Below are 24,585 nucleotides of genomic sequence, written 5' to 3'. Positions count from 1 at the left end.
CAGGCCTACTTCTTCGCCGGCACGCACCCCGGGGTGTCGATCGTGACGGGCGTCGCCTTCACCATCGGAGTGTGGCGCACCTCGAGCGGTCCGAACGCGCCGGCGGGAGCGCTGAACGAGGCCGCGATGGTCGCGGTCTGCCCGGGCGCCATCAGCACGTTGACCTTCGCCACCGACCGGCCCAGGTGCGGCAGCCCCGACACCGCGACGGGCTGACCGTCGACGGTGACCCCCACGAGCGTGGATCCGACCGGTCCGTACACGTACACGTCGGTGGAGGCGTGGCCCTTGGGGAAGAAGAGCCCCGGGTCGACATACGGAGGCAGGCCGGGGACCGTGGCGGGGTCGAGCGTGTTCTGCAGAGTGACCGTGCTGGTGAACGTGGGCGCATCGGGCTTCTCGCATTGCGTGCTCGACGCCGCGATGCCCATCTGCATGTAGAAGTCGAGCTTGCTCGCTGTGAGGTCGTCGAGGTAGACGCCGAGATCGGTGGTCTTCGCGTTGTCGGTGGGCATGTTGCCGCCCACCGGGGTGCCGGCCAGCATCTTCGCCTGCGCATCGTCGCCGGGGGAGTACATCAGGCGCCCCTCGTTCGACGCCTGGACAAGCGCGGTCAGCAGCGCTTTGGGGTCGGCGTGCGTGGTGAGGAGTGCATCGAACACGCTCCGCGCCGCGGCTGCGAAGAAAGCGTCCTGCGTGGCGGGGTCCGGATACTTCGCGTACACCTCGTTCAGCAGTAGCGGCACGGCGTTGTCAGCCGTGATGGTCTCGCCGAACGGAGTGGGCATCGTCACCGGACCGATGGCGCGCAGCAGGTAGCCGAGGGCGACCGGATCCATCGACGCGACGGCATCGACGGGGGTGCCGTATGTCTCCGCCCACCAGGCGCGCACGATCTGCGCGGTCTCGCTGAAGTCGGGGGAGAGCGTGGCGTCCTGGATGTAGCGGCCGATCTTGTTGCCGTAGAGGGCCTCGGTCTCGGGGTTCAGCGGGATGATCGGATCCGGCCGGCCGTTCTGAAAGTCCGTGGAGTTGGCCTGCTGCGTCACGGAGATCTTGCCGTTCTCCGCCGTCAGCATCGTGATCGCGGCGGGGTTGCCGCCGGTGCCCCGCGACTCAGCGTTGTTCTGGAAGATCAGCAGGTAGTGCTGCGGACCGTTCGCGCCGAGGGCCTTCGGCAGGATAGTGAGCGCGTTGTGGATCGGGGTCACGGCGGGTTCGATCTTCGCCATTGCGGCGTCGAGCTGGGCGACGCCCGAGGCGACCTGGGGCACGAGAGCGGAGCGGTCGAGCGTGTCGAGGGCCGTCCGGATCCGGGTGACGCTCTTGTTCGCCGTCTCGATCGTGGCGGCGAGCTTGGACAGGTTGGCGACGTCGATGCCGCCGTCCTTCGGCATCAGCGCCTTCAGGTCGATCGCGGTGAGCGGCGTGATCGCGTTGGCGACGAGGTCGTTGACGGATCCGGCGACCACGCGCGCCGCAACGAGGTTCGGCCCGGCCACCGGCACCCACTCCGCGCTCTTCCACAGTCGGCCGGTGGTCTCCTTCTCGGCGGCGGCGGTCAGCTGGGAGATCTGCGCGATCGTGGCCTTGGCCCCGGCGGTGTTGCCGTCGAGCATCTGCTGCTGCACGGTGTCGACGAGCGGGATCGCCTTCTCGAGGTCGGCCTTCGCCGCCATCGCGTGCCCGTACAGCTGCTTCGCCGCGAGGAATCCGCCGATGGCGAGCCCGATGAGCACGAGCAGGATCGCGATCGGCACCCAGAACCGCGCGCTCTTCAGGAGAGGCCGACGGTATCTCTTCTTGGATTTCTCGTGCTCGGGATCCGCGTCGACGAGAAGGCGTGCGAGTGTGTCGTCCGATTCGGGTGAAGAGTTCTCGGGAGCCGGGCGCGCCCCACGTTCTTCGTGTCGGGATGGCACGGTGCGAGTCTAGGGATCCGGCGGGCTGCAAGCCATGGTCGCGCGGCGTCGATTTGGCCACAGTCGCACGCGACGGTCCCGCTCAGTCGACGGAGTCGAAGCCGCGCGGATTCTGCGACTGCCAGCGCCAGCCGTCACGAGCCATATCCGCGATGTCGCGGGTGGCTCTCCAGCCCAGTTCGGCCGCTGCGCGCGAGGTGTCGGCCCAACTGCGCGGCAGGTCTCCCGCGCGACGGGGTGCGATGACCGCCGGGATCCGAGTGCCCGAGGCCGATTCGACGGCGGCGATCAGCTGCTTCACCGACGTCCCCTGCCCGGTGCCCAGATTCCATGCCCGTGCACCTTCGATCGACACGATCTTCTCGAGCGCTGCGACGTGTCCTTCCGCGAGATCCGCGACGTGGATGTAATCGCGTTCGCCGGTGCCGTCGGCGGTCGGGTAGTCGTCGCCGAAGATGCTGACGTGCGGGCGGCGACCGATGGCAACCTGCAGCACGTACGGCACGAGGTTGTTCGGCACGCCCTTCGGATCCTCTCCGATCAGGCCGCTCTCATGAGCGCCGATCGGGTTGAAGTAACGCAGCAGCGCGATGTGCCATCCCGGTTCGGCACCGGCGACATCAGAGAGGATCCGCTCCAGCATCACCTTGGTCATCCCGTAAGGGTTGTTCGCGTCGAGCGGTCCGCCGTCCTCGGTGTAGGGCGGCTCCTGGCCTGCACCATAGACGGTCGCCGACGAGGAGAAGACGAGAGTGCGAACGTCATGCTTCTTCATCGCGTTCAGCACGGAGAACGTGCTGCCGAGGTTGTGCTTGTAGTAGCGAAGCGGATTGTTCGAGCTTTCGCCAACCGATTTCAGTCCGGCGAAATGGATGACGGCGTCCGGACCGGCCTCGGCGAACACCGTGTCGAACGCTCGTTCGTCGCGAAGGTCGACCTCCACCAGTGTCGGTCGGATGCCGGTGATCTGCTCGATCCGATTGATCACCTCGGGTGACGAGTTGTCGAAGTCGTCGGCGATCGTGACGTCGTGCCCGCGCTCGAGGAGGGCGACGACCGTGTGGGAACCGATGAATCCGGCGCCGCCGGTGACGAGGACGTGCATGGTGGCTCCTTGAAGTCAGATATCGACAGGGGTGGCGCAGCAGTGGACCAGACGGCTGTCGCGAAGCTCTTCGAGAAGTGTGATGACATCGTCTCTGACGACGTCTTCGTCGACGTCATACGCATCGGCGACATTCCTGATCAGAGGGTCGGTGGCGATCGGACCACTCACGGTGATCTCTTCCCAGATGTACGCCGCGGTCCCTTGCAACGTGATCGGGTGTGCCGTCGGTGATTCGAGGTCGAGAGCGACGACATCGTTGCCGCTGGTCGTCCACGCAACGGCATCCGCGATCCGCCACTGCGCCGTCTGCTCCCCGTCCACGCGGTCAGCCTAGCGAAGCGTGCCTCGGCCCTTCACCGAGGCGGGTGTGACGAACTCCCGGCGACGCCCCGCGGGAGAACGGAACCCACTCGCGATTCCCCGAGTATCTACGCGGTATCCGGGGCACCGCGCGGGCGCGGTGCGGTCGGGTTTGCACGACACCGTCGTTGAGATCGTACGAAATGCGAACGCAGAACATACGGGAAGCGTCACTTTCCGGACAATGTCACTCGGCGTACTCACAGGTATGGGACCCTGGAACAGGGGCAGGCGGAGTCGATGGCACATCGCTCCTCGCCGGGGGCTGTCGATGTCGAGTGTGCGTGCACCAAGTGCCGCGGGTTGAGTTTTGGGGGGATGTAGTCGTGCAGAGCGCTGTTCAAGGCGAGAACGCGATCGTCGCCGGGATACGCGCCGTCGGTGCGGGGCACCGGCGACGAGGATGGGTGGCCGCGCTCGACGCGTTCGCCTGGGTGTTCGGCACCTTTCTCGCTGTAGGACTGCGCGTCGATTTCAAGTTGCCATTGTCGGGCTGGGTTGCGACGTTCTGTCTGGGGCTCGTCGCAGCCGCAATGCAGCTCATCGTCGGCTACGTACTTGCTCTCTACCGGGGGCGCTATGCGTACGGGTCTTTCAGCGAGGTATGGACCCTTGCCGTCATCGTCGGTGGCATCACGTTGATCTTGTCGGCATTCGTGGTCCCGTCTGGCAACCTGATCGGTGTCCCGAGAGCGACGGTCCTCTTGGCAGGACCGTTTGTGCTGCTCTCCATGTTCGGCGTGCGCTATGTCGCGCGGCTGGTCGTCGAACGCTCGCGTAAGCCCGGGTCCGCCGCAGAGCGTGCTCTTGTCGTAGGCGCGGGGTATCTGGGTGACCGACTCCTGCACACGATCACCACCGACCCGGGGTCGCCGATCCTCCCCGTCGGGCTGATCGACGATGACCCCGCGAAGAAGAACCTGCGACTGCGCGGTGTGCCGGTGCTCGGCCGTCGCAGCCAGCTCGCGGAGATCGCGGAGCGGACCGGCGCCACGAGGTTGGTGATCGCGCTCGGCAATGCCGACAGCGTGCTGCTGCGCGAGCTGAGCGACGTCGCCGATGCTGCGGGAATGGCGGTTTCTGTCACGCCCACGATCACCGACTTCATGCTCGACGGGCACACCTCGGTTGACGTGCGTGACATCGAGATCGAAGACCTCATCGGCCGTCACCCGGTCGACACCAACGTCGAACTCATCGCCGGCTACATCACCGGCAAGCGCGTGCTCGTGACGGGCGCGGGCGGATCCATCGGATCCGAGCTGTGCCGTCAGCTCGCGAAGTTCGGTCCCCGTGAGCTGATCATGCTCGATCGCGACGAGACGGGCCTGCAGACCGCTCAGCTCGGCACAGCCGGCAACGGTCTGCTCGACACCAAGGACGTCGTGCTCGCCGACATCCGCGACGAGGCGGTACTGAACGCGATCTTCGACGAGCGTCGGCCCGAGGTGGTCTTCCACGCGGCGGCCCTGAAGCACCTGCCGATGCTCGAGCAGTATCCGGACGAGGCCTGGAAGACGAACGTCATCGGCTCTCTCAACGTGCTGCAGGCCGCGCGCCGGGTAGGCGTGAGCCACTTCGTCAACATCTCGACGGACAAGGCAGCGAACCCGACGAGCGTGCTCGGCCACTCCAAGCGTGTCGCCGAGAAGCTCACCGCCTGGGCGGGCGAGCAGACCGGCATGCAATATCTGTCGGTGCGCTTCGGTAACGTGATCGGCAGCCGCGGATCCATGCTCCCGACGTTCCAGCGCCTGATCGCTGAGGAGAAGCCGATCACGGTCACGCACCCCGACGCGACTCGATACTTCATGACGATCCCCGAGGCATGTCAGCTCGTGATCCAGGCGGGCGGCATCGGCCGTGCCGGCGAAGTGCTCATCCTCGACATGGGCGAGCCCGTCTCGATCCTCGAGGTCGCCAAGCGCATGATCTCGATGTCGGGCAAGGACATCGACATCGTCTTCACGGGCCTCCGGCACGGAGAGAAGCTGCATGAGGAACTGGTTGGAGCCCGAGAGAACCTCGAACGGCCCTTCCACCCGCAGATCTCGCACGCGCACGCCGACACGATCAGCCCTGAGCGGCTCGACAAGGCAGGCTGGGAAGCGCGGATGAAGGCGGTGCCCCGCATCAACGACACGGCGATCGTCGACCGCGTCGTCGTGGAACACGCTGTCAACGACTCGACGCGCATCGCGCAGGAGGCCTCCTCGAATGGCTGAACGGATCTACATGTCCTCCCCGGATGTCACGGAACTGGAGGAGCAGTCGATCATCTCCGCGATCCGTTCGGGCTGGATCGCGCCTCTCGGCCCTGATGTCGATGCGTTCGAGTCGGAGCTCGCGGCGCGACTCGATGTCGCACACGGCGTCGCCCTGAGCTCGGGAACCGCCGCGCTGCACCTGGGGCTGCTGACCCTGGGAATCAAGCCCGGAGATGTCGTCGTGACGTCGACCATGACGTTCGCCGCGACGACCAACGCGATCGTCTACACAGGTGCCGAGCCCTACTTCGTCGATGCTGATCCGCAGACGGGGAACATGGATCCCGCGCTGTTGCGGGAAGCCCTGACAACCCTGCGCGACGCGGGTGAACCCGTCGGGGCGGTCGTCCCCGTCGATCTGCTCGGCAAGGCGGTGGACTACACGGCGATCCTGGCGATCGCGGATGAGTTCGGCGTTCCCGTTCTCGCCGACGCGGCGGAGTCACTGGGTGCATCCCACGCGGGACAGGCCGCGGGCAGTTTCGGGCGAGCGTCGATCGTCTCCTTCAACGGGAACAAGATCATGACGACCTCGGGCGGCGGGATGCTGCTCACTGACGACGCGGACTTCGCGCACCACGTGCGATATCTCGCGACGCAGGCGCGACAGCCCGTCGTGCACTACGAGCACGTCGATGTCGGCTACAACTACCGCATGAGCAACCTGCTCGCGGCGCTGGGCCGTGCACAGCTCTCACGGCTCGATGCCATGATCGCGCGTCGTCGTGAGATGCGGGAGCTCTACAAGGAGCTCTTCGCGACCGTCGATGGGGTCGAGGTCTTCGGCGCGGATGGTGACGAGCACGACAACGTGTGGCTCACGTCGATCCTGGTCGACGAGAAGCGCACCGGCTGGGCTCCGTCTGACCTCTCTGCGGCGCTCGCGGCGGATGACATCGAGAGCAGGCCGCTCTGGAAGCCGATGCACAAACAGCCGGTGTTCGCTCATTATCGAGGCGTCATCAACGGCGCCTCGGAACAGTTGTTCGCGCGCGGGCTGACGTTGCCCAGCGGATCCGTGCTGACTGAACCACAGCGGGCTCGTATCGTTGAAGGTGTCAATGCCTTCGTCGGAGAGCGCTGAGCCGTGGCGCGCGGCAGCCGACCCTACGACGTCGTCAAGCGCTTCCTCGACATCGTGACGTCCGTCGTGGCGCTCGTCCTGCTGTCTCCTGTGCTCGCGATCGTCGCCGTAATGGTTGCTGTCCGCCTTGGTAGACCGGTTCTGTTCGTGCAGCCGAGACCCGGCAAGGACGGGCGCATCTTCCGGTTGCGCAAGTTCCGGTCGATGCGCGACGTCGATGAATCCAAAGGACTCGTCAGCGATGCGGATCGGCTGACATCGTTCGGCCGTAAGTTGCGCTCCACCAGCCTCGATGAATTGCCCTCGTTGTGGAACGTGCTTCGCGGCGACATGAGTGTGGTGGGGCCGCGACCGCTACTGGTCGAGTATCTGCCGAGGTACACCCCGGAGCAGGCCCGGCGCCACGAGGTTCGGCCTGGCATCACCGGCCTGGCCCAAGCGAGCGGCCGTAATGCGCTCAGCTGGGAGGGCAAGTTCGCCCTCGATGTCGAATACGTGGACAATCGGAGTTTGGCGCTCGACTCCCGCGTCGTCTTTGCGACGATCCGTTCGGTGGTCGCGCGGGAAGGCATCTCGGCGGAAGGGCAGGCAACGATGACCAAGTTCGGTGAGGCCGATGGCTGATGGCATCATCGTCATCGGAGCCGGCGGATTCGGGCGTGAGACGCTCGATGTGATCGCAGCGATCAACGCCAGCACCCGTGACTCGGTCTGGGACGTCATCGGCGTCGTGGACGACGCACCCGCCGAGATCCAGATCGAGCGGCTGCGCGACCGCGAGATCCGTCTCCTCGGAGGGATTGATCTGAATCGCGAGCTGTTCGACGGTACGCACTACACCGTTGGCATCGGTTCACCTGGCGCGCGCTCGCGTATCGCCGAGAAGGTCGAGGCCTGGGGTGCTCTGCCTGCCATCTTGGTCCACCCGACAGCCGTGGTGGGAACGCGCGTTGCCATCGCCGCAGGATCAGTGGTGTGTGGTGGCGCTCAGATCTCCACGAACGTTCAACTCGGCAGGCATGTGCAAGTCAACCCCGGGGCGATCATCGGACATGACTCGGTCCTCGATGACTTTGTCTCAGTGAACCCCGGCGCAATTGTCTCCGGTGAGGTCACAGTCAGTGGAGGAACTCTCGTTGGTGCCGGTGCGATCGTCCTGCAAGGACTCGCCGTCGGCGCGGGTGCGACGATTGGCGCTGGCGCCTGCGCGACCCGGGACGTGGATCCGGGGACCGTCGTCGTCGGCATCCCCGCCCGCGTGCTGGAGAAACACTCGTGACGGATGGGGCGCCTCGCCCGAAGATCATAGTCGTGGTCACGGCCGCAGTGACGGCTCGACTCTTCATGCGCGGCTACGTCGAGTTCCTCGCAGAGTCTGGCTATGAGGTCACGCTGGTCGCGGACGATGTCAGCGAGATCGGCGAAGCCCTTGCCGGGCTGGGCGTCGCGACCGTCGCTCTTCCTATGCGGAGGGACCCGTCTCTAGTTCACGATGTCCGCAGCCTGACGCGGATGATCGCGCTAATTCGGCGGATTCGCCCGGATGGTGTGATCTACGCCACGCCCAAGGCGAGCCTTCTGACATCGATCGCTGCGCGACTTCTGCACGTTCCCGTGCGGATTTACGAGCTGTGGGGTATCCGCTTCGAGACCGCCACTGGTGCCGCGCGTATTGTCTTTCGGGGGATCGAACGTGTGATCGCTTCGAGTTCGACGGCGATCGTGGCCAATAGCGCCAGCCTGGCGGAGCGGGCCGTGAGCCTCGGGATCACGACCTCGGATCGCGTTGAAGTACCTGCATCCGGCTCATCTCATGGGGTCGACGCGGAGTACTTCTCTCCCGATGCCCCGCACGCAGGGCTGGACGCGGACACAGCGCGATTCTTTGAGGAGAACCCCGGAAGGACAATCGGTTATGTCGGCCGACTACACCCCGACAAAGGGGTTGGTGTGCTGCTCGATGCGGCCGAACGCGTCTACTCCGAGGGAACAGCAGTTCGGGTAGTGCTGGTCGGAGGCAATGAGGGGGCGACTTCTCTTGGTCGCCAAAACCTGCCCGTGCACCGGACTGGTGAAGCGGCAGACGTCCGCCCATACCTCGCCGCCTTTGATGTTCTCGTCCTGATGAGTCTGCGTGAGGGCTTTCCGAATGTAGTGCTCGAGGCAGCCGCCATGCGAGTGCCGGCGATCGTCTCGGATTCGACGGGGTGCGTAGACTCGGTCGCGCCGGGCGAAACGGGCGTGGTGGTACCGGCTGGAGATGCGGATCAACTCGCACATGTGATGACGGAGCTGTTGGCAGAATCAGAGTTGCTCCACATCATGGGCGACCGCGCTCGGGAACGCGCCATCCGAGATTTCGAGCCCCGCCGAGTGTGGGGTGCACTCGCGGCGCATCTCGACAGGCAGCTGATCGACGTAACGCCGACTCAAGATCAGGGGTGAACCCGCCATGAAGCTGAGATGCTGCGCCGGTCCCGGAACTAAGTAAGGAAAGCACTGATCCATGAGCATCGAGATCGTGTTCGCGATCGTTGTCGCTGTGGTGGTCATCACGATCGCCGCGACGGTCTTCAAGCGCGCCACGGGTTTCATGGCGTCGATGATGTGGGGAATGTTCCCGGTGTACGGAGCGCTCCTCCCCGCCGGAGGCGGCCTCGTCGCCCTGCTCGGGGCCTTGGGTTTGATTGCCCTGATCGTGAGGACGCGAACCAAGGCGACTCCGATCGGGTTGGGCATTCTGCTCTTGGCCCTGGCCTTCGGGGTCGGTGTCGTCGTGAGGGAGTGGATTGATCCACCTTCACAGACGGGTGCAGTTGGGATTCAGTTGGTTGTCTCGATCCTTGCGGCCGGGCTGTTGGCATATGTCGGAACTGCCGTGGAGTGGAAGGCGGGTTTCGCGTTCGGCCTGCTGCCAGGCGGGCTAACTCTCACGGTCGCAGAGGTGATCCGAGTGTTGAGCGGTGGCGTCATCCACGCGCAGGAAGCCGCGTTCGGCGTGAATCCGATCGTGCTTGCTCAGTATGCCGGCATCGCAGCGATGGTGCCCATCTATCAGGTTGCTAGGCGTGCTTGGTCATGGTGGAACATCATCTTCGCTCTAGTTGCGATCACGGGGGTGGTCGCAACTGCGTCGCGAGGGCCTCTTCTGGGTGTGGCGGCGGCCGTAATGTATCTCATCGTTCGCGGTGATGGGCACAGCGCGGGTGGGTGGAAACGATTCCAACGTCTGATTGTCATGGTCGTGGCCAGTGCATTTGTACTGGTGTCAGTCGTGCTCTTAAGGGTCGATATTGGTGGATGGTTCCGCCTAGATGACTCTGACAGGAACGCGAGTACCCGAGTCGATGGTTGGACCGCCTCGTGGAGCACGATCGAATCGAACTGGGTTTTCGGGGCGGGCCCTGGGCGCTACGCGAACAGTGACTATGGCGCGAATCTCTCGTTGCCGGACTATCCGCACAATATTTGGCTTGAGACCTGGTCCGAGTTCGGAATCCTGCTGGTCGTTATCGCCGTCGCAATCGTGGTGATGTCGTGGCGTACCGCGAGCGGGATCGGAACTTCATTCATTGTCTTTGGAGTGATCGCGTTCGGTCTATCGGGATCATTGCTCAGCTCGCTGGTCTTTTGGATATCGATCGGTCTCGCCGTGAGTACCTCCGCCCACGGTCGGCTCTCACTGAGTGATTCCTCCGACGCGACGTCACCGTACGTCAAGGAGAGCTGACTATGGTGATTGAAGTCGTCCGAGGGCTTGGACTCGGCGGTGCGGAGTCGCTTCTGCTGAGTCGGCTCGAGTATGAAGCAGCAAACAAGACCTCACGTACGGCGCGCGTCATCAATACGCACTCCCCGGAGAATTACCTTCAGTCCCGCGTGGCGGCGACCGGTGTGGTCATCGACGATCTCGAGACTGGCTCTCGGTGGAGCGCCGCGGTTCGACTTTGGCGCGTGGCGAGAGAGTTCGAGGTGGATGAATCCGTAGTAGTCCACTCTCCTTGGCCGGCTGCAGTGCTAAAGCTCAGGCGGGCGTTCGGAATGCTGCCTTCTCGACTCGTCGAGGTTGCGCACAGCACGTCTTACGCGCTCCCCACCCGCGTCCTTGGGCGGCTTCTCAACCGATACGCCGATCTGTGTATTGCGGTAAGCCCCGAGGTCGCCGACTCCGTAACCACGATCGGATTCCGTCAGAAGCGGGTGATCCTGGCGGGTGTGGACCGAGGGCGCATGCGTCAATGGATCGTGGCAAACCCGCATGCAGTGAGCACGTTCCGGCGAGAGTTAGGTATGGATGACTCGGCTCCCCTCGTCGTCAGCGTCGGCAATCTATATGAGGACAAACGACACAAATTGTTGCTTGAATCTGTCGCCAGCCTTCCCGAGAAAGTTCATGTCGTCATCGTTGGCGAGGGCCCTGCGAGAGATGCACTAGAGCGTCAGATCGACGAGATGGGGATGTCGTCTCGTGTTCATCTGCTGGGACGTCGCGCGGACGCATGGCAGTGGATGGCTGTCGCGGATGTAGTGGCACATCCAAGCGCACGCGAGGGGCTACCCATTGCGCTGACCGAGGCGAGGGTGGTTGGGGTGCCGACAGTCGCGTTCGATGTCGGTGGTGTCTCTTCAGTTCTGGACGAGAGCGCAGGATCCAAGCTTCTGCCAAGTGACAAGCCGCAGAGTTTCGGTCCGGCGTTGGCTGACGCAATCCGCAGAGCCCCTGCGGCAGGCGACGTGTTCGGCAACCGCGCTTCGGTCCCCTCGACGTGGGACGTAGGGCGTTATGCGGACGACTTCTATCACCATGTTCAACATTGAAGGATCTCCATTGCGGATCGCATACGTAACGCCGTATGGTGCTGAATATCGCGCCATATCTACACACACTGATAATCGCATCAATGCCTGGCGAGACCGTGGCGCAAAGGTGGAGAAGGTCATTATTGGTGGCGAAGGGCGGCTCGCTCGATCTTCGTGGAGAAATCTGCTAAATGACATCTTCACAATTCGAGACACGGTCAAGGCCGTGTCGAAGATAACGCCAGATGTGATCTATGTGCGGTGGTTGACACCGATCCCGGGCCTGTTCAAAGCCCTGCGAAGGATTGCTCCTATTGTTGTGGAAATCCACGCAGATGATCTGCTCGAGGTCGCTGGTTCCTCTCGGATTCGGCGATTCTATCTACGGATGACGCGAGGCCGCGAGCTTCGCGTCGCCTCAGGTGCCACGTTCGTTGTCGCAGAGATCTCCGCGAATCCGCACTTCGACGAGATCTCTGGACCTCGTGAGATCTTTCCAAACGCGAGCTGGCTTCAACGGAGGGACTGGCATGAGGGCTCGCGGCCGCGCGTCGGACTCAGTGTCGGTGCACCGTTTCCTGCGTCGGGGATCGATAGATTCGGCGAGATCGCTCGAGACCTCGCAGAAGTGGCGGATTGGGTCATCGTCTGCCCGGCGCCGGTCGCAGGTCGCGTCGAGGAAGAGGCCGGTGCAGGAGTCTCCGTCGTTCCCACCCATAGTGAAGCCGAGTACGTCGAGGAACTTGCGACATGGTCCGTTGCATTCGGATCGATGGGCCTCGAGCGAAAGGGGCTACGCACGGCCTCTCCGCTGAAGGTGCGCGACTACGTTGGGCTAGGCATACCCACAGTGCTTCCCTATTGGGACGAAGGAGTCGTCGGGGTAGACGACCCCATGCTTTGGAAAGTGGCCGGGGAGTCTGACGCGCCCGTGCAGCATATCGACCGCGATGCGTGTCGTCACTTCATAGTGCGAGCAGCCGGTCAGCGGTTGAGGGAGTCCACCTCGTCCGCCGTATCGGGTCCCGTGGTGGAGGCGCGTCGTCTAGAATTCCTGCGCTCGTTTACGAGGTCTTCGTGAAAGCGATGGTGCGCGCGGGCGGCGGGCAGATCCTTGTAGTCCTCGCCACCCTCGTGCCTGTAATCGCAAGGCAGAATTCCGCGCTTACCGCCTCCGTATTCTGCGGGAGTGTGGCGGGGCTCCTGCTCATGCCCCTCCTGGCTGCTGTTCCGGCGCGCCTTCCCGGTGTTCGTTCTGATGCAGACGCTCAGAGGATGGTCGGGGCGTGTGCACGGGTCCTACTGACACTTGCAGGGGTAGCGATTCTCGCGGGCATCGGCCGTGTAATCGTATTCACGTTCGGCGACGTGCGTACCTGGTCGGCAGGTAAATGGAACATCCTCGATGTCGCGCTTGGCGTGCTGCTGCTGATGATCGCGCAAGGCGCGTACGCGATCGTCGTGTCCTGGTCAACACGGCAGGCGGACATGAACGCGATCGCACGGCTCCGAATGTCCTACGGGGTTGCAGCGATTGTGGCGGCGCTTCTCGCGGTTCTGTTCGGCGACGGGTTCTTCCCCGTAATCGTCGCGTCTTCGATAGGTCTTCTGGTTTCGGCGACCATGACCGTCATACTCAAGCGAGGAACGGCTCGAGCGCTCGTAGAGGCCACGCGCGCTGTGCGATTTCGAACATATCTGGGCATCTGGGGCTCAGGATGGCGACTGGCGTTGGCGTCGATGGCGAACGGCTTCACGGCACAAGCCGCCGCGCTAGTGCTCCCCGCGCTTGGATCGTTGGCTGAACTCTGGGCGATCGTGTTCCGTGTCGGCGGTGGGTTTGCGACCATCATGCAGACAGTCGTGGCTCCTTTCATCGAGAAGGAACTTGGAGCGGCAACCCGAACCCAAGACATCGAGCGGTTCAAGAGAGCTGCCTCACGGGGGTGGATGGTCGGCATCGCCGGTGCGATCGCTGCGGCCTCGCTAGGCGTTCTCGCGGTCGGCTACACGCACGGACGTGATCAGCTCATCGCAAACCTGCTTGTCTTGGGAACTGCTGCCAGTCTGTTGTTCGGAGGGCAGATCGGGAACGCGCCGATCTCGCGTGCGCTGTCGATCGTTGGATGGCAGCATGCACAGCTCGCCTGGGATGTATGCCGACTTGTGGTGGTGGGCGTTCTGGTGCTGCTTCTCCGAGGCGCGCCTCTTCTGCTATCTATTGGGGCGACGCTCTTCTTGTTTGGAATTGCCTTTGGGCTTCTGGTGCTGCGAGCCCCCAAAGCGATGCAATGGGGCGACCCCTCAACTCCGAGCCAGAATTGAGGTGCTGCGGTGAGCTCATATAGCGGCAATCACACTTTCTCATTGGAGAGCGGAGTAGCCCTCGCACAGGCGGCCGTCGCGCATCTATCCTTGCGGGCCGGGATCCGTTCGGTGGCAATTAAGGGACTGATCAGTAACGCTTATGGCCTGCGGCCAGACCGCGTACCCGCCGATGCGGATGTACTTGTCGACCCTTCGAGATTCGATGAGTTCTGCGAACTGTTGAAGTCATGTGGCTGGCGTGAACGGATTGGGCGACCTACGCCGTCGTTGCTTCCCGTTCATTCTCGGACTTACATTCACGCCGGGTGGCCCTGCGATATCGATGTTCATTGGATGTTTCCCGGCTTCTTTGCCGATCCGTCTCTCGCCTTTGAAGCCTTATGGGCTACGAGATCCAGTATGTCCATCGCGCATCAGGAAGTCGTTGTCCCGTCTTTGCCCGGCGCGGCCGTGATAGCGGAGCTTCACGCCCTTCGAAATCTCCGATCAGTGAGACACGTGTCTGAGCGAACCTATGTGGAATCGATTGTCCAAGGACTTTCCCGCCAGGATCAGGAAGAGTTCTATCGGATTGCTCGGGAAGGCGGCGCGGTCTGGGTTCTACGTGAACTGCTCGGCGCTTTGGACGTGGGCGCCCTCGTGGAGGACGCTTCAATCGATCAGCAGCGCAGATGGAACTTGAACTCCACCTTCGCCGAGGAGGGCTCGACGCTGGGGTGGTGGTTGCAATTCCGTGCGACGCGATGGCCAGCGCGACCTGGACTCCTCGCGCGGGCTCTGTGGGTTCCCCGCACCGAGATCTCCCGTAACGACGGCGAAGTAGTACCAAACACGCTGGAGTCATGGCGCTTTCAAAGGCAACGCTGGGGAAGGGGCTTGCGTGCCGCTGCACACTACATCTTCAGCAGGCCGGGGTAGTTCGGTTCGATGAGCTTCTAGGCCTCTCCCTCTCTTCGATAAGTTAGCCTTGGTTCATGATCCGCAATCACGATGACTATCTTCGCTATATCGACGAAGATCGGCGCGCGTTAGGGCTTTCGGGAGGGTTTCGCGACCTTTTGATCCACGATATCTGGGCTTACCAGCGCTCGATGCGTCGTGTGGAGTACTGTATGAATACGGGGCGAAGCCGGATGGCTATATTGTGGGCACGCTTCATATTTAGGAGGCGCGCCCGTCGTTTGGGTTTTTCGATTTCCCCTAATACCTTTGGCCCTGGGCTCGCAATTGCTCACTATGGAACGATTGCTGTGAATGGTGGCGCGCGCATTGGCGCAAATTGTCGCATTCACCCGAGTACGAGCATCGGAACCGCTCGAGGCTTTAGTGATGCGGCGCCCACAATTGGCGATAACGCGTATATTGGACCAGGGGCACGGATCTTCGGTCCGATTCGTTTGGGTGACGATGTTTCGGTCGGTGCAAATGCCGTTGTCACTAAGTCCTGGCCCGAAGCCGGCCTGACTCTCGTCGGAGTGCCCGCCAAGCCTCTTGTGCGAAAGTCGTCCGCAAGCTGAGCTGGGTGCAATGCTTGCTTTGCGTAGGACTGTAACGGCTGAGGAAAGCTCGAGGGCTTCCATTAGGATGTTTCCCATGCGCATCGCCGTCGTGGCCCTGGGAAAGATCGGGCTTCCCCTCGCTGTCCAGTTCGCTTCGTCGGGCCATGACGTGATCGGCGTCGACGTCAATCAGAAGGCTGTCGACACGATTAACCGGGGGCTGGAGCCGTTTCCCGGCGAGGCACACCTGCAGGAGAAGCTCGCCGAGTTGATTCCGTCGGGCCGCCTCCGTGCGACCACCGACTACGCCGAGGCGATCCCCGGAGCCGACGCGGTAGTGCTGGTCGCCCCGGTCTTCGTGAACGACGAGACCTGGGAACCCGATTTCAAATACATGGATGCGGCGACCGCGTCCCTGGCGGAGCACCTCACGGCGGGAACGCTCGTCTCGTATGAGACGACCCTGCCGGTCGGCACGACACGCGATCGGTGGAAGCCGATGCTTGAGGCGGGCTCAGGGCTGACGGAGGGCGTCGACTTCCACCTTGCCTACTCTCCGGAACGAGTGCTCACCGGTCGAGTATTCGCAGACCTGCGCAAATACCCGAAGCTGATTGGCGCACTCTCGCCCGAGGGATCTCGGCGTGCGCGTGAGTTCTATGAGGCGGTTCTTCAGTTCGACGAGCGCCCTGACCTTGCTCGTCCCAACGGCGTATGGGATCTGGGGACGACCGAAGCTTCGGAGATGGCGAAGCTCGCGGAGACGACGTACCGCGATGTGAACATCGGCCTCGCGAACCAGTTCGGTCTGTTCGCAGCCGCGAACGGGATCGACGTCTACAAGGTCATCGAGGCGTGCAACTCGCAGCCGTACAGCCACATCCATCGTCCCGGCATCGCCGTGGGCGGACATTGCATCCCCGTCTACCCGCGTCTGTACCTGTCGACCGACCCGGGCGCGGACATCGTGCGAACGGCGCGCCAGCTCAATGCGTCGATGCCGGAACGCCTGGTAGCGCAGGCGGAGTCGATTCTTGGTTCCCTCTCCGGCCTGACGGCCGTCGTGCTGGGCGCGGCGTACCGCGGTGGCGTGAAGGAGACGGCGTTCTCGGGAGTGTTCCCGACAGTGCAGGCACTGCGCCAGCGGGGCGCCGACGTCCGCGTGCATGACCCGCTGTACACGGACGATGAGCTGCGCGGGCTTGGTCTCGAGCCCTTCGCGATCGGCGAGGCCGCGGACGTCGCGGTGCTGCAGACCGACCACGCCGACTATCGCACGCTGTCACCTGCGCAGATCCCCGGCGTGAGGCTGCTCGTCGACGGGCGAGCGGCGAGCGACGCCGTGCTCTGGGCCGGCACGCCTCGAATCGTCGTCGGATCCGCCTGACACTCTGGATTTTCATCGAACGGGGGGTGCTGAAGAGTGATCGAAAGAGTTGACGTGCGGATCGTCGAGTCGGCCGACGTGTCGGATGATGCGGAGATCGGAGCAGGGTCGTCGATCTGGCACCTTGCGCAGGTGCGGGAGCAAGCCCGGCTGGGCGAGAACTGCATCATCGGCAGAGGCGCGTATGTCGGCACGGGTGTGGTGATGGGCGACAACTGCAAAGTGCAGAATTATGCGCTCGTCTATGAACCCGCACGTCTCGCCGATGGGGTCTTCATCGGCCCCGCGGTTGTCCTCACCAACGACACCTACCCGCGGGCGATTAACCCTGACGGAACGCGCAAGAGTGCGCATGACTGGGAACCGGTCGGCGTGACGATCGAGACAGGCGCGGCCATCGGAGCACGGGCCACGTGCGTCGCTCCAGTGACGATCGGCGCGTGGGCGACCGTTGCCGCAGGCGCGGTCGTCGTCAAGGACGTCCCCGCCTACGCGCTCGTCGCGGGGGTTCCCGCGAAGCGCATCGGCTGGGTCGGAGAGGCCGGTTTACCCCTGATCGCGAGCGATGAGGCCGGCACTTGGATCTGTCCCCAGAACGGCACTACCTACCGTGAGCAGAGCGGCACCCTGACGAAGGAGAACGCGTGAGCGACTTCATTCCCCCCGCCAAGCCGATCATCGGCGACGACGAGCGTGAAGCCGTCGATCGAGTCCTCCGCAGCGGCATGGTCGCGCAAGGACCCGAGGTCGCGGCCTTCGAGGCCGAGTTCTCTGCGCACTTCGTGCAGGGACGTCCGGCCGTTGCCGTGAACTCCGGAACGGCGGGCCTTCACCTCGGTCTGCTCGCTGCCGGGGTCGGTCCCGGCGACGAGGTCATCGTGCCGTCCTTCACCTTCGCCGCGACGGGCAATTCCGTCGCGCTCACCGGGGCGACTCCGGTCTTCGTCGACATCGAGCCCGACACGTTCACGCTCGACCCGGATGCGGTCGCCGCGGCGGTCACGCCAAACACCAAGGGCGTGCTGCCGGTTCATCTCTACGGACACCCCGCCCGCATGCGTGAGCTGGAAGCGCTCGCTGCCGAGAGCGGCATCGCGTTGTACGAGGACGCGGCACAGGCACATGGCGCTGCACTCGATGGACGGCCCGTCGGGACCTTTGGCGAGTTCGCGATGTTCAGCCTCTACCCGACCAAGAATATGACCAGCGGTGAGGGCGGGATGGTCTCGACCGCGACCGACGAGATCGCACGTATGGTCAAGCTGCTGCGGAACCAGGGTATGGAGCGGCAGTACGAGAACGAGGTCATCGGATTCAACGCGCGCATGACCGACATCCACGCGGCGATCGGTCGCGTGCAGCTGACGAAGGTCGACGGCTGGACCACGACGCGCCGGGAGAACGCCGCGTACCTCGACGCCAACTTGCAGGGCGTGGTCGTTCCACCTGTGGCCGAAGGTGCGGTGCACGTGTATCACCAGTACACGGTTCGCGTTCCGGAGGACCGGGACGGGTTTGTGAAAGCGCTCAAGGAGGAGCACGGGGTGGGCGCGGGGGTCTATTACCCGATCCCGAACCACCGTCTGCCGTCGCTGACGCGTTTCGCGCCGGGGCTGGAGTTGCCCGAGACCGAGCGCGCAGCTCGCGAAGTCGTCTCCCTGCCTGTGCATCCGTCGCTTTCGCAGAACGACCTCGAGCGCATCGTGGCCGCGGTGAACGTCGTCGCAGGAGCGGGCGCCTGATGGCGTTGCGCGCCGGCCTGCTCGGCGTCGGCATGATGGGGCGCCACCATGCGCGCGTGCTGCGCGAGATCGAGGGCGTCGAGCTCGTCGCGATCGCGGACCCGGGTGGGGATCCGCACGGAGTGGCCGGTGATCTGGAGATCCTGCCTGACATCGACGCCCTGATCGACGCGGGTCTCGATACCGCCGTCGTCGCGGTGCCGACTCGATTCCACGAGGAAGCGGCGCTCAAGCTCGCGGCAGCCGGCGTACACGCTCTCGTCGAGAAGCCGATTGCGCACACCATCGACGCGGGACGGCGTATGGTCGACGCGTTCTCGCAGGCCGGTCTGGTCGGGGCAGTGGGGCACATCGAGCGCTTCAACCCCGCTTTGCAGGAGCTGCGCCGGCGGCTCGAAGCGGGCGAGCTGGGTGCGGTCTACCAGGTGGTCACGCGGCGTCAGGGCCCCTTCCCGTCTCGGATCGCGGATGTCGGCGTCGCCAAGGACCTCGCGTCGCACGACGTGGACCTGACGGCATGGGTCGTGCAGTCCGACTATGAGCGCGTGTTCGCGCAGACCGCGTTCAAGAGCGGTCGTGAGCACGAGGACATGATCACGATCACGGGGCGCACGGAGAGCGGCGTGATCGTGAACAACATCGTGAACTGGCTGAGCCCGATGAAGGAGCGGGTGACCGTCGTGACGGGGGAGAAGGGCGCGTTCGTCGCTGACACCGCGACCGGCGATCTCACGTTTTTCGCGAACGGCACGATTCCACTCGAGTGGGAGTCGGTGTCGAGTTTCCGCGGCGTCTCCGAAGGGGACGTCATCCGATACGCGTTCACCAAGCGGGAGCCGCTTCGCGTGGAGCATGAGGCCTTCCGGGATGCGGTGCTGGGTGAGCGTTCCGACGTGGTGACCATGGAGCAGGGGCTTCGCACGCTCGCCGTCGTGGAGGCGGCGTTGGAGTCGGCCAGGCTGATGGAGACTGTCAAGATCGGCTAGTTCGCATCGTCGTGGGTCTCGTCATCGAGAGGAAAGCGAAAGCACGCGGTCCTGCTTGCTGTGAATCCGTGGCCAAAGCGCTTCTGCTCGTGATGGTTGGATGTAGTCATGAGTAGCACGCCTTCCTCGCGCCGTGAGCTCCGCGATCGCAAGGCGGAACGCCGCGAGGCCAAGCCCCGACGCCGTCGGATCTGGCCCTGGATCGTGGGCGGCGTGTTCCTCGTCCTCGTCGTGATGGCCGTGGTCGGCGGGATCATCGGCAAGCAGGTCTACGACAAGGCGATGTCTGCCCGCAGCCACCTGGAGGCGGCGATGACCGGTGTGCAGCAGGTGCAGGAGTCGGTGCTCGCCGGCGATCTCGACGCCGCGGCCAAGAGCTCTGCGACCGTGTCGGCGCAGACCGCAGCTGCGGTCGCGGCGACGAAGGGGTGGCAGTGGAGCTTCGCAGAGAAGCTTCCGGTCGTCGGATCCAATCTCTCTGCTGTCCGCACCGTCGCCGAAGTGACGGACGGCCTCGCCACCGACGTCGTCCGGCCCGCGGCAAGCGTGAAGCTGAGCGATCTCAACATCGCCGATGGGCGGATCGACCCCGCATCGATCACCGCGCTCTCGAAGACTTTCGATTCCGTCGATGCCGGGATCCAGAAGGCGACGGCCGACCTCCGCAAGGTCGACAAGGCCCAGCTCGTCGGTCCTGTCGCCGACGGGGTCGACAGGCTCGACTCCGAGCTGACGAAGCTGAAGCCGACCATGAGTACCGCGCGAGAGGTGCTGAGCGTTCTGCCGGATGCCCTCGGGGCGAAGGGCCCGCGCACCTACCTGCTGATGTTCCAGGGCAACTCCGAAGCGCGGAGCCTCGGCGGGAATGCCGCACAGTTCCTGCCGATCACCGTGGACAACGGCACGATTACGCGCGGCACGGTCGTGAGCAGCGCTGACTTCAAGCGCCAAGGAAGTCCCGATCCCGTCATGGATTTGGATCCGCAGGCCGTCAACATCTTCGGCGACAAGATCGGCCGCTACACGCCCGACTTCACGATGGTGCCGAATCTGCCATATGCGGTCCAGATCCTGCGCGCATGGTGGGCGAGGGATGTTGGGACGAACTTCGACGCTGTGCTGTCGATCGACCCGGTCACGCTCTCCTACATCCTTGAGGCGACGGGTCCGGTGACTCTGGCAACTGGCGATCAGTTGAACGCGCAGAACGCTGTGCCGCTGCTGCTCAATGAGGTGTACTTCAGATATCCCACGGGGCCCGAGCAAGATGCGTTCTTCGCCTCGGCCGCAGACACCATCTTCAGCGCCGTCACTTCGGGCAAAGCGTCGCCGGTGAAGCTGATCCAGGCCCTGTTCCGCGCGTCCGACGAGGGCCGGCTGCTCTACCTGAGCAATGACCCGCAGCAGACAAAGCTGGTCGACAACTCGCGGATGAGCGGAATCATGCCGGCGGACGACAAAGAACAGAGCGTTCTGGGCGTCTATCTGAACGACAACACGGGGTCGAAGAAGAGCTACTACCTGGACATGAAGATCGATGCCTGCCGCACGGATCAGGCCGTCAAGAGCACGATGACGCTCACATCGAGTCTGACCGAGGATGCGGCAAGCCAGCTGCCGCCGTACATCAAGGGCCCGTACTTCGCAGCGGGTGACATCAGCAGCTATGTCGTGTTCTACGGTCCGGCCGGCGGCTCGCTCGCGAGTATCACCGTCGACGGCCAGCCCGTGACGCCGATGAGCCAGGGCGAACACCTCGGGCGGCCTGCAGTGAAGATCGAGGTCCTCAGTCACTTCGCCGACACGCACACGGTGAACGTCGAGTTCACCGCACCGGGTCCGGGCGGCCCGCTTAAGGTCTGGACGACACCTATGTCTCGCGCGACGCCGACAACTGTCGAGCCGACCTGCAAGTAGGTCGGGCGCTTCACGCCTCGTCGGCGCGCGACCGGCGCAGCAACGCCCGCGCGATCACCAGGCCGACGGCCGTGCCGAGCGTGTTGGCGATCACGTCGGAGAGCGTCGAGTAGCGGCTCGGGAGGGCCAGCTGAACGAGTTCGATGACGGTGCTGGCGGCGCACCCCACCGCGACGATCACGCCCGGGGGTATCCGCTGCCAGCCGGCGACCAGCAGCACCCCCAGCGGCACGAACAGGGCGATGTTCGCCGCGAACTCGAGCACGGTGTAGGCGGCCTCGAACGGCGCACCCCACGCCGCGACCAAGCGGGCGAGCACAGCGACGATGCCGGTCACCTTGCCGGCTTCCTCCGCGGGCAGCCAGGTGAGCAGCAGCACGGCGATCGCGTACGGCGCGAGCAGCCACCGGGCGATGAGGGCGACACGTCCATGCACTGCGCGCGATCGGCGTCGGTCGGCGGTCGTCGGCGGTGAGGCAAGGGGCACGAGCAGCAGGATAGGCGGCCCGCCAAGCTCAGACCTGGACGAACTCCTGCAGTTCACGGGCGAAGCGGTCCGCCCCGAACCGCTCACTCAGGATCCGCGAGTCGAACGGCTCGAGGCGCAGAGCCGCTTCGATGCCGGCGGCCAGATCGTTCGGATCCGCGGACGCGGCGATCACTCCGGAGACGCCCGGCACGATCGTCTCGATCTGACCGCCGACCGGTCCCGTGACGACGGGGGTGCCCGCGGCCTGGGCTTCGACCGGCACGATCCCGAAATCCTCGATGGGAGGGAAGACCAGTACCGAGCTCTGCTGCATCAGGGCGTACATGAGGGCATCCGAGGGCCCGATCACGAACTCGACCGGGACCCGAGCTTCTGCGGCGCGCGCCCGCAGGCGCAGCTCATCCGGCCCGCGCCCGACGATGACCGCGGGCAGCCCGACCCGGTCGGCCGCGTCGATGACGAGATCCAGCGCCTTGTACGGGGTGAAACGAGACGCCCCCATGACGAAGGTCTGCGGCAGCCGCTCGAGGATCCGACGTTCGTCGGCATCGACGACCTGCGTGCGCCAGTCAGACTGGGCGCGGATCGCTTCGACGGCGACCGGAGGATGGATCACGACGGCGTCGCGATTCCATGCCTTGGCGATCCTGTCCCGCACGAACCGGCTGTTGGCGGCGATCGTCGTGGCCTCCTGCGCCCGACGGCGATCGATCCCGCGGAACAGGGGGGAGACCGCGCGGACGAGCGCATGCCGGCCGCGCTCGTCCGACTCCGGATCCCAGAGATACCGGGCGGGGCTGTGCGCGTAGACGAACTTCGGCACGGACGGATCCGGCACCCGCACGTGATGAGCGAAGACGTAAGAGCTGGCCAGCACCCATTCGTGGTCGTCCCGTACGGCCACGCGACGCCACGTCGCATCCAGCAGCGGGAGCGACGCCGCCTTGTGCTTGCGGAATGGCGTCCGGGAGAGCCACGACTGGGAGACGCGACCCTTCGCGAACCGCTCGGGCGCATCGTTCCACAGGCAGAAGATCTCCGAATCGGGAAACACCTCGCCCATGGCATCCAGAACCCGCTCCGCCCCGCCGGACCGCTCGATCCACTCGGTGACGATCAACCCCGACACGTTGCGCGCCTCGGCCTTCAGTAGGCGCCGACCCCCGTCGACACCACCCTCAGGGTCCGCCACAGGATGATCAGGTCGCCGGTGAGCGACCAGTTCTCGACGTAGAACAGGTCGAGTCGCACGCTGTCATCCCAGGAGAGGTCGGAGCGGCCGTTCACCTGCCAGAGGCCGGTGAGGCCGGGGCGCACCAGGAAGCGGCGCTGCATCCGGTAGTCGTAGTGCTCGACCTCGCTCGCGAGCGGCGGGCGGGGTCCGACGAGCGACATGTTGCCTCGCAGCACGTTGACCAGCTGCGGAAGCTCATCGAGGCTGTGCCGGCGCAGCAGGCGCCCCAGCGGAGTCACCCGCGGATCGTGTCGCATCTTGAAGAGCACGCCGTTGCCGTCGGTGTGGTCCAGCAGCGTCGGCAGCCGGTCCTCCGCGTCGACGACCATGGTCCGGAACTTCAGCATCTCGAAGCGCCGGCCGTCGACGCCGATGCGCTGCTGCCGGAACAGGGCACTGCCGCCGTCCTGGCGGACCAGCAGGGCGATGATGGCGAACAGCGGGCTCAGCACGACCAGAGCGAGGCTGGACGCGACGATGTCGAGCGTGCGCTTGGCCACGTACTTCATGCCCTCGAACGTCGGATAGTCGACCTGGATGAGCGGCAGTCCCGGCGTCGGGTTCGAGTGCAGGCGCGGGCCGGCGACACCCGTGAGGGCGGGGGCGACCAGCAGTTCGATCTTCGCCTCCTCGAGCTCCCAGCCGAGCTCCTGCAGCGCCTCGGGGCTGATCCGATCGGATCCGCTGTAGACGACGGTGTCGGCGCCCGACGCGCGGATCGCCTCGATCGCGTGGTCGAACCCGCCGATCACCGGCACGTCGGGGAGCAGGTCCCGATCGCTCCCGTTCTCGGTGATGGCGCCCAGCAGCCGCACGCCCAACCCCGGCTCGCGCAGGATGGACGCGCCGACGTGCCGAGACTTCTCGCGCTCGCCGAGCAGCACCGCGTGATGCGCGTATCGGCCGGCGGTGCGCTGCTTCAGAAGCCAGCGGCGCCACTGCCAGCGGGCGAGGAACAACAGCCCCAGTCCGATCGGGAACGCGACCAGCACGTAGCCGCGCGCGATCTGCAGCTGGAATCCGAAGGCGAGGATCGCCAGCACGCCGAACAGTCGCACGCTGGCGTCCATGACGCGCTTGTACTCCAGCGAGCCGCCTCCGACGAGCTTCGGATTGCGAGATCCTGTCAGCCGCAAAGACAGCAGCCAGGCGAGAGCGAGCCCGATCGAGAACATCGAGTATCCGAGCTCGGTGTCGAGAAGATTCAGACCGACGACATGCGAGTCACCGAATCCGAATCTCACGACCTGTGCGAACATCACGGACGCGAACACGACGACCGTGTCCGTGATGGCGAGACGTGTGGCGTACGAGTGACGCCACTGCGCGACGGTATGAGACGTCGCTACAAGATCGACTTTTTCAAACACTCCCCAGAACTCCCCAGAACCGTTCCCACAACGGCGGATGGCGCTCGCCATCCTCCCCAGAGCACCGGCTTCCCACAGCCGACGTCGCTCA

21 protein-coding genes are annotated in these 24,585 nt (G+C 64.6%); 15 read left to right on the top strand and 6 right to left on the bottom strand.

What is annotated here, in order from left to right; genetic code table 11:
- Positions 1 to 5: 5 nt before the first annotated feature.
- The 3 genes from ACTJI8_RS13845 to ACTJI8_RS13835 form a co-directional block, all read right to left on the bottom strand.
- Positions 6 to 1,922 (bottom strand): DUF4012 domain-containing protein, encoded by a 1,917-nt coding sequence (locus ACTJI8_RS13845; protein WP_440734012.1) that lies wholly within the window; start codon positions 1,920 to 1,922, stop codon positions 6 to 8.
- Positions 1,923 to 2,004: 82 nt separating this feature from the next.
- Entirely contained in the window at positions 2,005 to 3,027 is a 1,023-nt protein-coding gene (gene galE / locus ACTJI8_RS13840; protein ID WP_440734011.1) for a UDP-glucose 4-epimerase GalE, read from the bottom strand.
- A 15-nt stretch (positions 3,028 to 3,042) separates the two neighbouring features.
- Positions 3,043 to 3,351, bottom strand: coding sequence for a PqqD family peptide modification chaperone (locus ACTJI8_RS13835; protein ID WP_440734010.1), 309 nt, complete (start codon positions 3,349 to 3,351; stop codon positions 3,043 to 3,045).
- A 446-nt stretch (positions 3,352 to 3,797) separates the two neighbouring features.
- On the opposite strand from ACTJI8_RS13835, the gene ACTJI8_RS13830 reads away from it, so the two are divergent.
- The 15 genes from ACTJI8_RS13830 (at position 3,798) to ACTJI8_RS13760 (ending at position 21,400) form a co-directional block, all read left to right on the top strand.
- Positions 3,798 to 5,615 carry a polysaccharide biosynthesis protein gene (locus ACTJI8_RS13830; protein WP_440734009.1) on the top strand — a complete coding sequence of 606 codons (1,818 nt, stop codon included), beginning with the start codon at positions 3,798 to 3,800 and terminating at the stop codon, positions 5,613 to 5,615.
- Positions 5,608 to 6,741, top strand: coding sequence for a DegT/DnrJ/EryC1/StrS family aminotransferase (locus tag ACTJI8_RS13825; RefSeq protein WP_440734008.1), 1,134 nt, complete (start codon positions 5,608 to 5,610; stop codon positions 6,739 to 6,741). Before ACTJI8_RS13830 ends, ACTJI8_RS13825 begins: the two co-directional genes overlap by 8 nt.
- Positions 6,742 to 6,744: 3 nt before the next feature.
- Positions 6,745 to 7,365 (top strand): sugar transferase, encoded by a 621-nt coding sequence (locus ACTJI8_RS13820; RefSeq protein ID WP_440734007.1) that lies wholly within the window; start codon positions 6,745 to 6,747, stop codon positions 7,363 to 7,365.
- The gene (locus ACTJI8_RS13815; protein WP_440734006.1) at positions 7,358 to 8,020 is read left to right on the top strand and encodes a NeuD/PglB/VioB family sugar acetyltransferase; all 663 of its coding nucleotides are present in this window, start codon (positions 7,358 to 7,360) and stop codon (positions 8,018 to 8,020) included. Before ACTJI8_RS13820 ends, ACTJI8_RS13815 begins: the two co-directional genes overlap by 8 nt.
- A gap of 32 nt (positions 8,021 to 8,052) precedes the next feature.
- Positions 8,053 to 9,186 carry a glycosyltransferase gene (locus ACTJI8_RS13810; RefSeq protein WP_440734005.1) on the top strand — a complete coding sequence of 378 codons (1,134 nt, stop codon included), beginning with the start codon at positions 8,053 to 8,055 and terminating at the stop codon, positions 9,184 to 9,186.
- A 61-nt stretch (positions 9,187 to 9,247) separates the two neighbouring features.
- Positions 9,248 to 10,471, top strand: a complete 1,224-nt coding sequence (locus ACTJI8_RS13805; RefSeq protein ID WP_440734004.1) for an O-antigen ligase family protein — start codon at positions 9,248 to 9,250, stop codon at positions 10,469 to 10,471.
- Between the two features lie 2 nt (positions 10,472 to 10,473).
- Positions 10,474 to 11,559, top strand: coding sequence for a glycosyltransferase (locus ACTJI8_RS13800; RefSeq protein WP_440734003.1), 1,086 nt, complete (start codon positions 10,474 to 10,476; stop codon positions 11,557 to 11,559).
- A complete protein-coding gene (locus ACTJI8_RS13795; RefSeq protein ID WP_440734002.1) occupies positions 11,546 to 12,622 on the top strand; it encodes a hypothetical protein in 1,077 nt (358 codons plus the stop codon). The genes ACTJI8_RS13800 and ACTJI8_RS13795 overlap by 14 nt, the downstream gene beginning before the upstream one ends.
- Positions 12,619 to 13,866: a hypothetical protein gene (locus ACTJI8_RS13790; RefSeq protein WP_440734001.1), complete on the top strand. Its 1,248-nt coding sequence runs from the start codon at positions 12,619 to 12,621 to the stop codon at positions 13,864 to 13,866. The genes ACTJI8_RS13795 and ACTJI8_RS13790 overlap by 4 nt, the downstream gene beginning before the upstream one ends.
- Positions 13,867 to 14,843: 977 nt before the next feature.
- The gene (locus ACTJI8_RS13785; RefSeq protein WP_440734000.1) at positions 14,844 to 15,386 is read left to right on the top strand and encodes a serine acetyltransferase; all 543 of its coding nucleotides are present in this window, start codon (positions 14,844 to 14,846) and stop codon (positions 15,384 to 15,386) included.
- 76 nt (positions 15,387 to 15,462) lie between these two features.
- Positions 15,463 to 16,755, top strand: coding sequence for a nucleotide sugar dehydrogenase (locus ACTJI8_RS13780; RefSeq protein WP_440733999.1), 1,293 nt, complete (start codon positions 15,463 to 15,465; stop codon positions 16,753 to 16,755).
- Between the two features lie 54 nt (positions 16,756 to 16,809).
- The gene (locus tag ACTJI8_RS13775) at positions 16,810 to 17,403 is read left to right on the top strand and encodes a DapH/DapD/GlmU-related protein (RefSeq protein ID WP_440733998.1); all 594 of its coding nucleotides are present in this window, start codon (positions 16,810 to 16,812) and stop codon (positions 17,401 to 17,403) included.
- Complete coding sequence (locus tag ACTJI8_RS13770) at positions 17,400 to 18,497, top strand: DegT/DnrJ/EryC1/StrS family aminotransferase (protein ID WP_440733997.1); 1,098 nt, start codon at positions 17,400 to 17,402, stop codon at positions 18,495 to 18,497. Before ACTJI8_RS13775 ends, ACTJI8_RS13770 begins: the two co-directional genes overlap by 4 nt.
- Positions 18,494 to 19,483: a Gfo/Idh/MocA family oxidoreductase gene (locus ACTJI8_RS13765; RefSeq protein ID WP_440734096.1), complete on the top strand. Its 990-nt coding sequence runs from the start codon at positions 18,494 to 18,496 to the stop codon at positions 19,481 to 19,483. The genes ACTJI8_RS13770 and ACTJI8_RS13765 overlap by 4 nt, the downstream gene beginning before the upstream one ends.
- A gap of 108 nt (positions 19,484 to 19,591) precedes the next feature.
- Positions 19,592 to 21,400 carry a DUF4012 domain-containing protein gene (locus ACTJI8_RS13760; RefSeq protein WP_440733996.1) on the top strand — a complete coding sequence of 603 codons (1,809 nt, stop codon included), beginning with the start codon at positions 19,592 to 19,594 and terminating at the stop codon, positions 21,398 to 21,400.
- A gap of 10 nt (positions 21,401 to 21,410) precedes the next feature.
- Here the strand turns inward: ACTJI8_RS13760 and ACTJI8_RS13755 are convergent, their stop codons facing one another.
- Genes ACTJI8_RS13755 through ACTJI8_RS13745 form a run of 3 tightly spaced genes read right to left on the bottom strand, consistent with a single transcriptional unit; the run spans position 21,411 to position 24,494 of the window.
- On the bottom strand, positions 21,411 to 21,887 hold the full coding sequence (locus ACTJI8_RS13755; protein ID WP_440733995.1) for a VanZ family protein: 477 nt from the start codon (positions 21,885 to 21,887) through the stop codon (positions 21,411 to 21,413).
- Between the two features lie 28 nt (positions 21,888 to 21,915).
- Positions 21,916 to 23,019 (bottom strand): glycosyltransferase, encoded by a 1,104-nt coding sequence (locus ACTJI8_RS13750; RefSeq protein ID WP_440733994.1) that lies wholly within the window; start codon positions 23,017 to 23,019, stop codon positions 21,916 to 21,918.
- 17 nt (positions 23,020 to 23,036) lie between these two features.
- Positions 23,037 to 24,494, bottom strand: coding sequence for a sugar transferase (locus ACTJI8_RS13745; protein WP_440733993.1), 1,458 nt, complete (start codon positions 24,492 to 24,494; stop codon positions 23,037 to 23,039).
- Positions 24,495 to 24,585 lie beyond the last annotated feature (91 nt).

This window comes from Microbacterium sp. 22303, assembly GCF_052045265.1.
Classification (GTDB): Bacteria; Actinomycetota; Actinomycetes; order Actinomycetales; family Microbacteriaceae; genus Microbacterium.
This window is presented reverse-complemented; position numbering and strand designations above follow the sequence as displayed.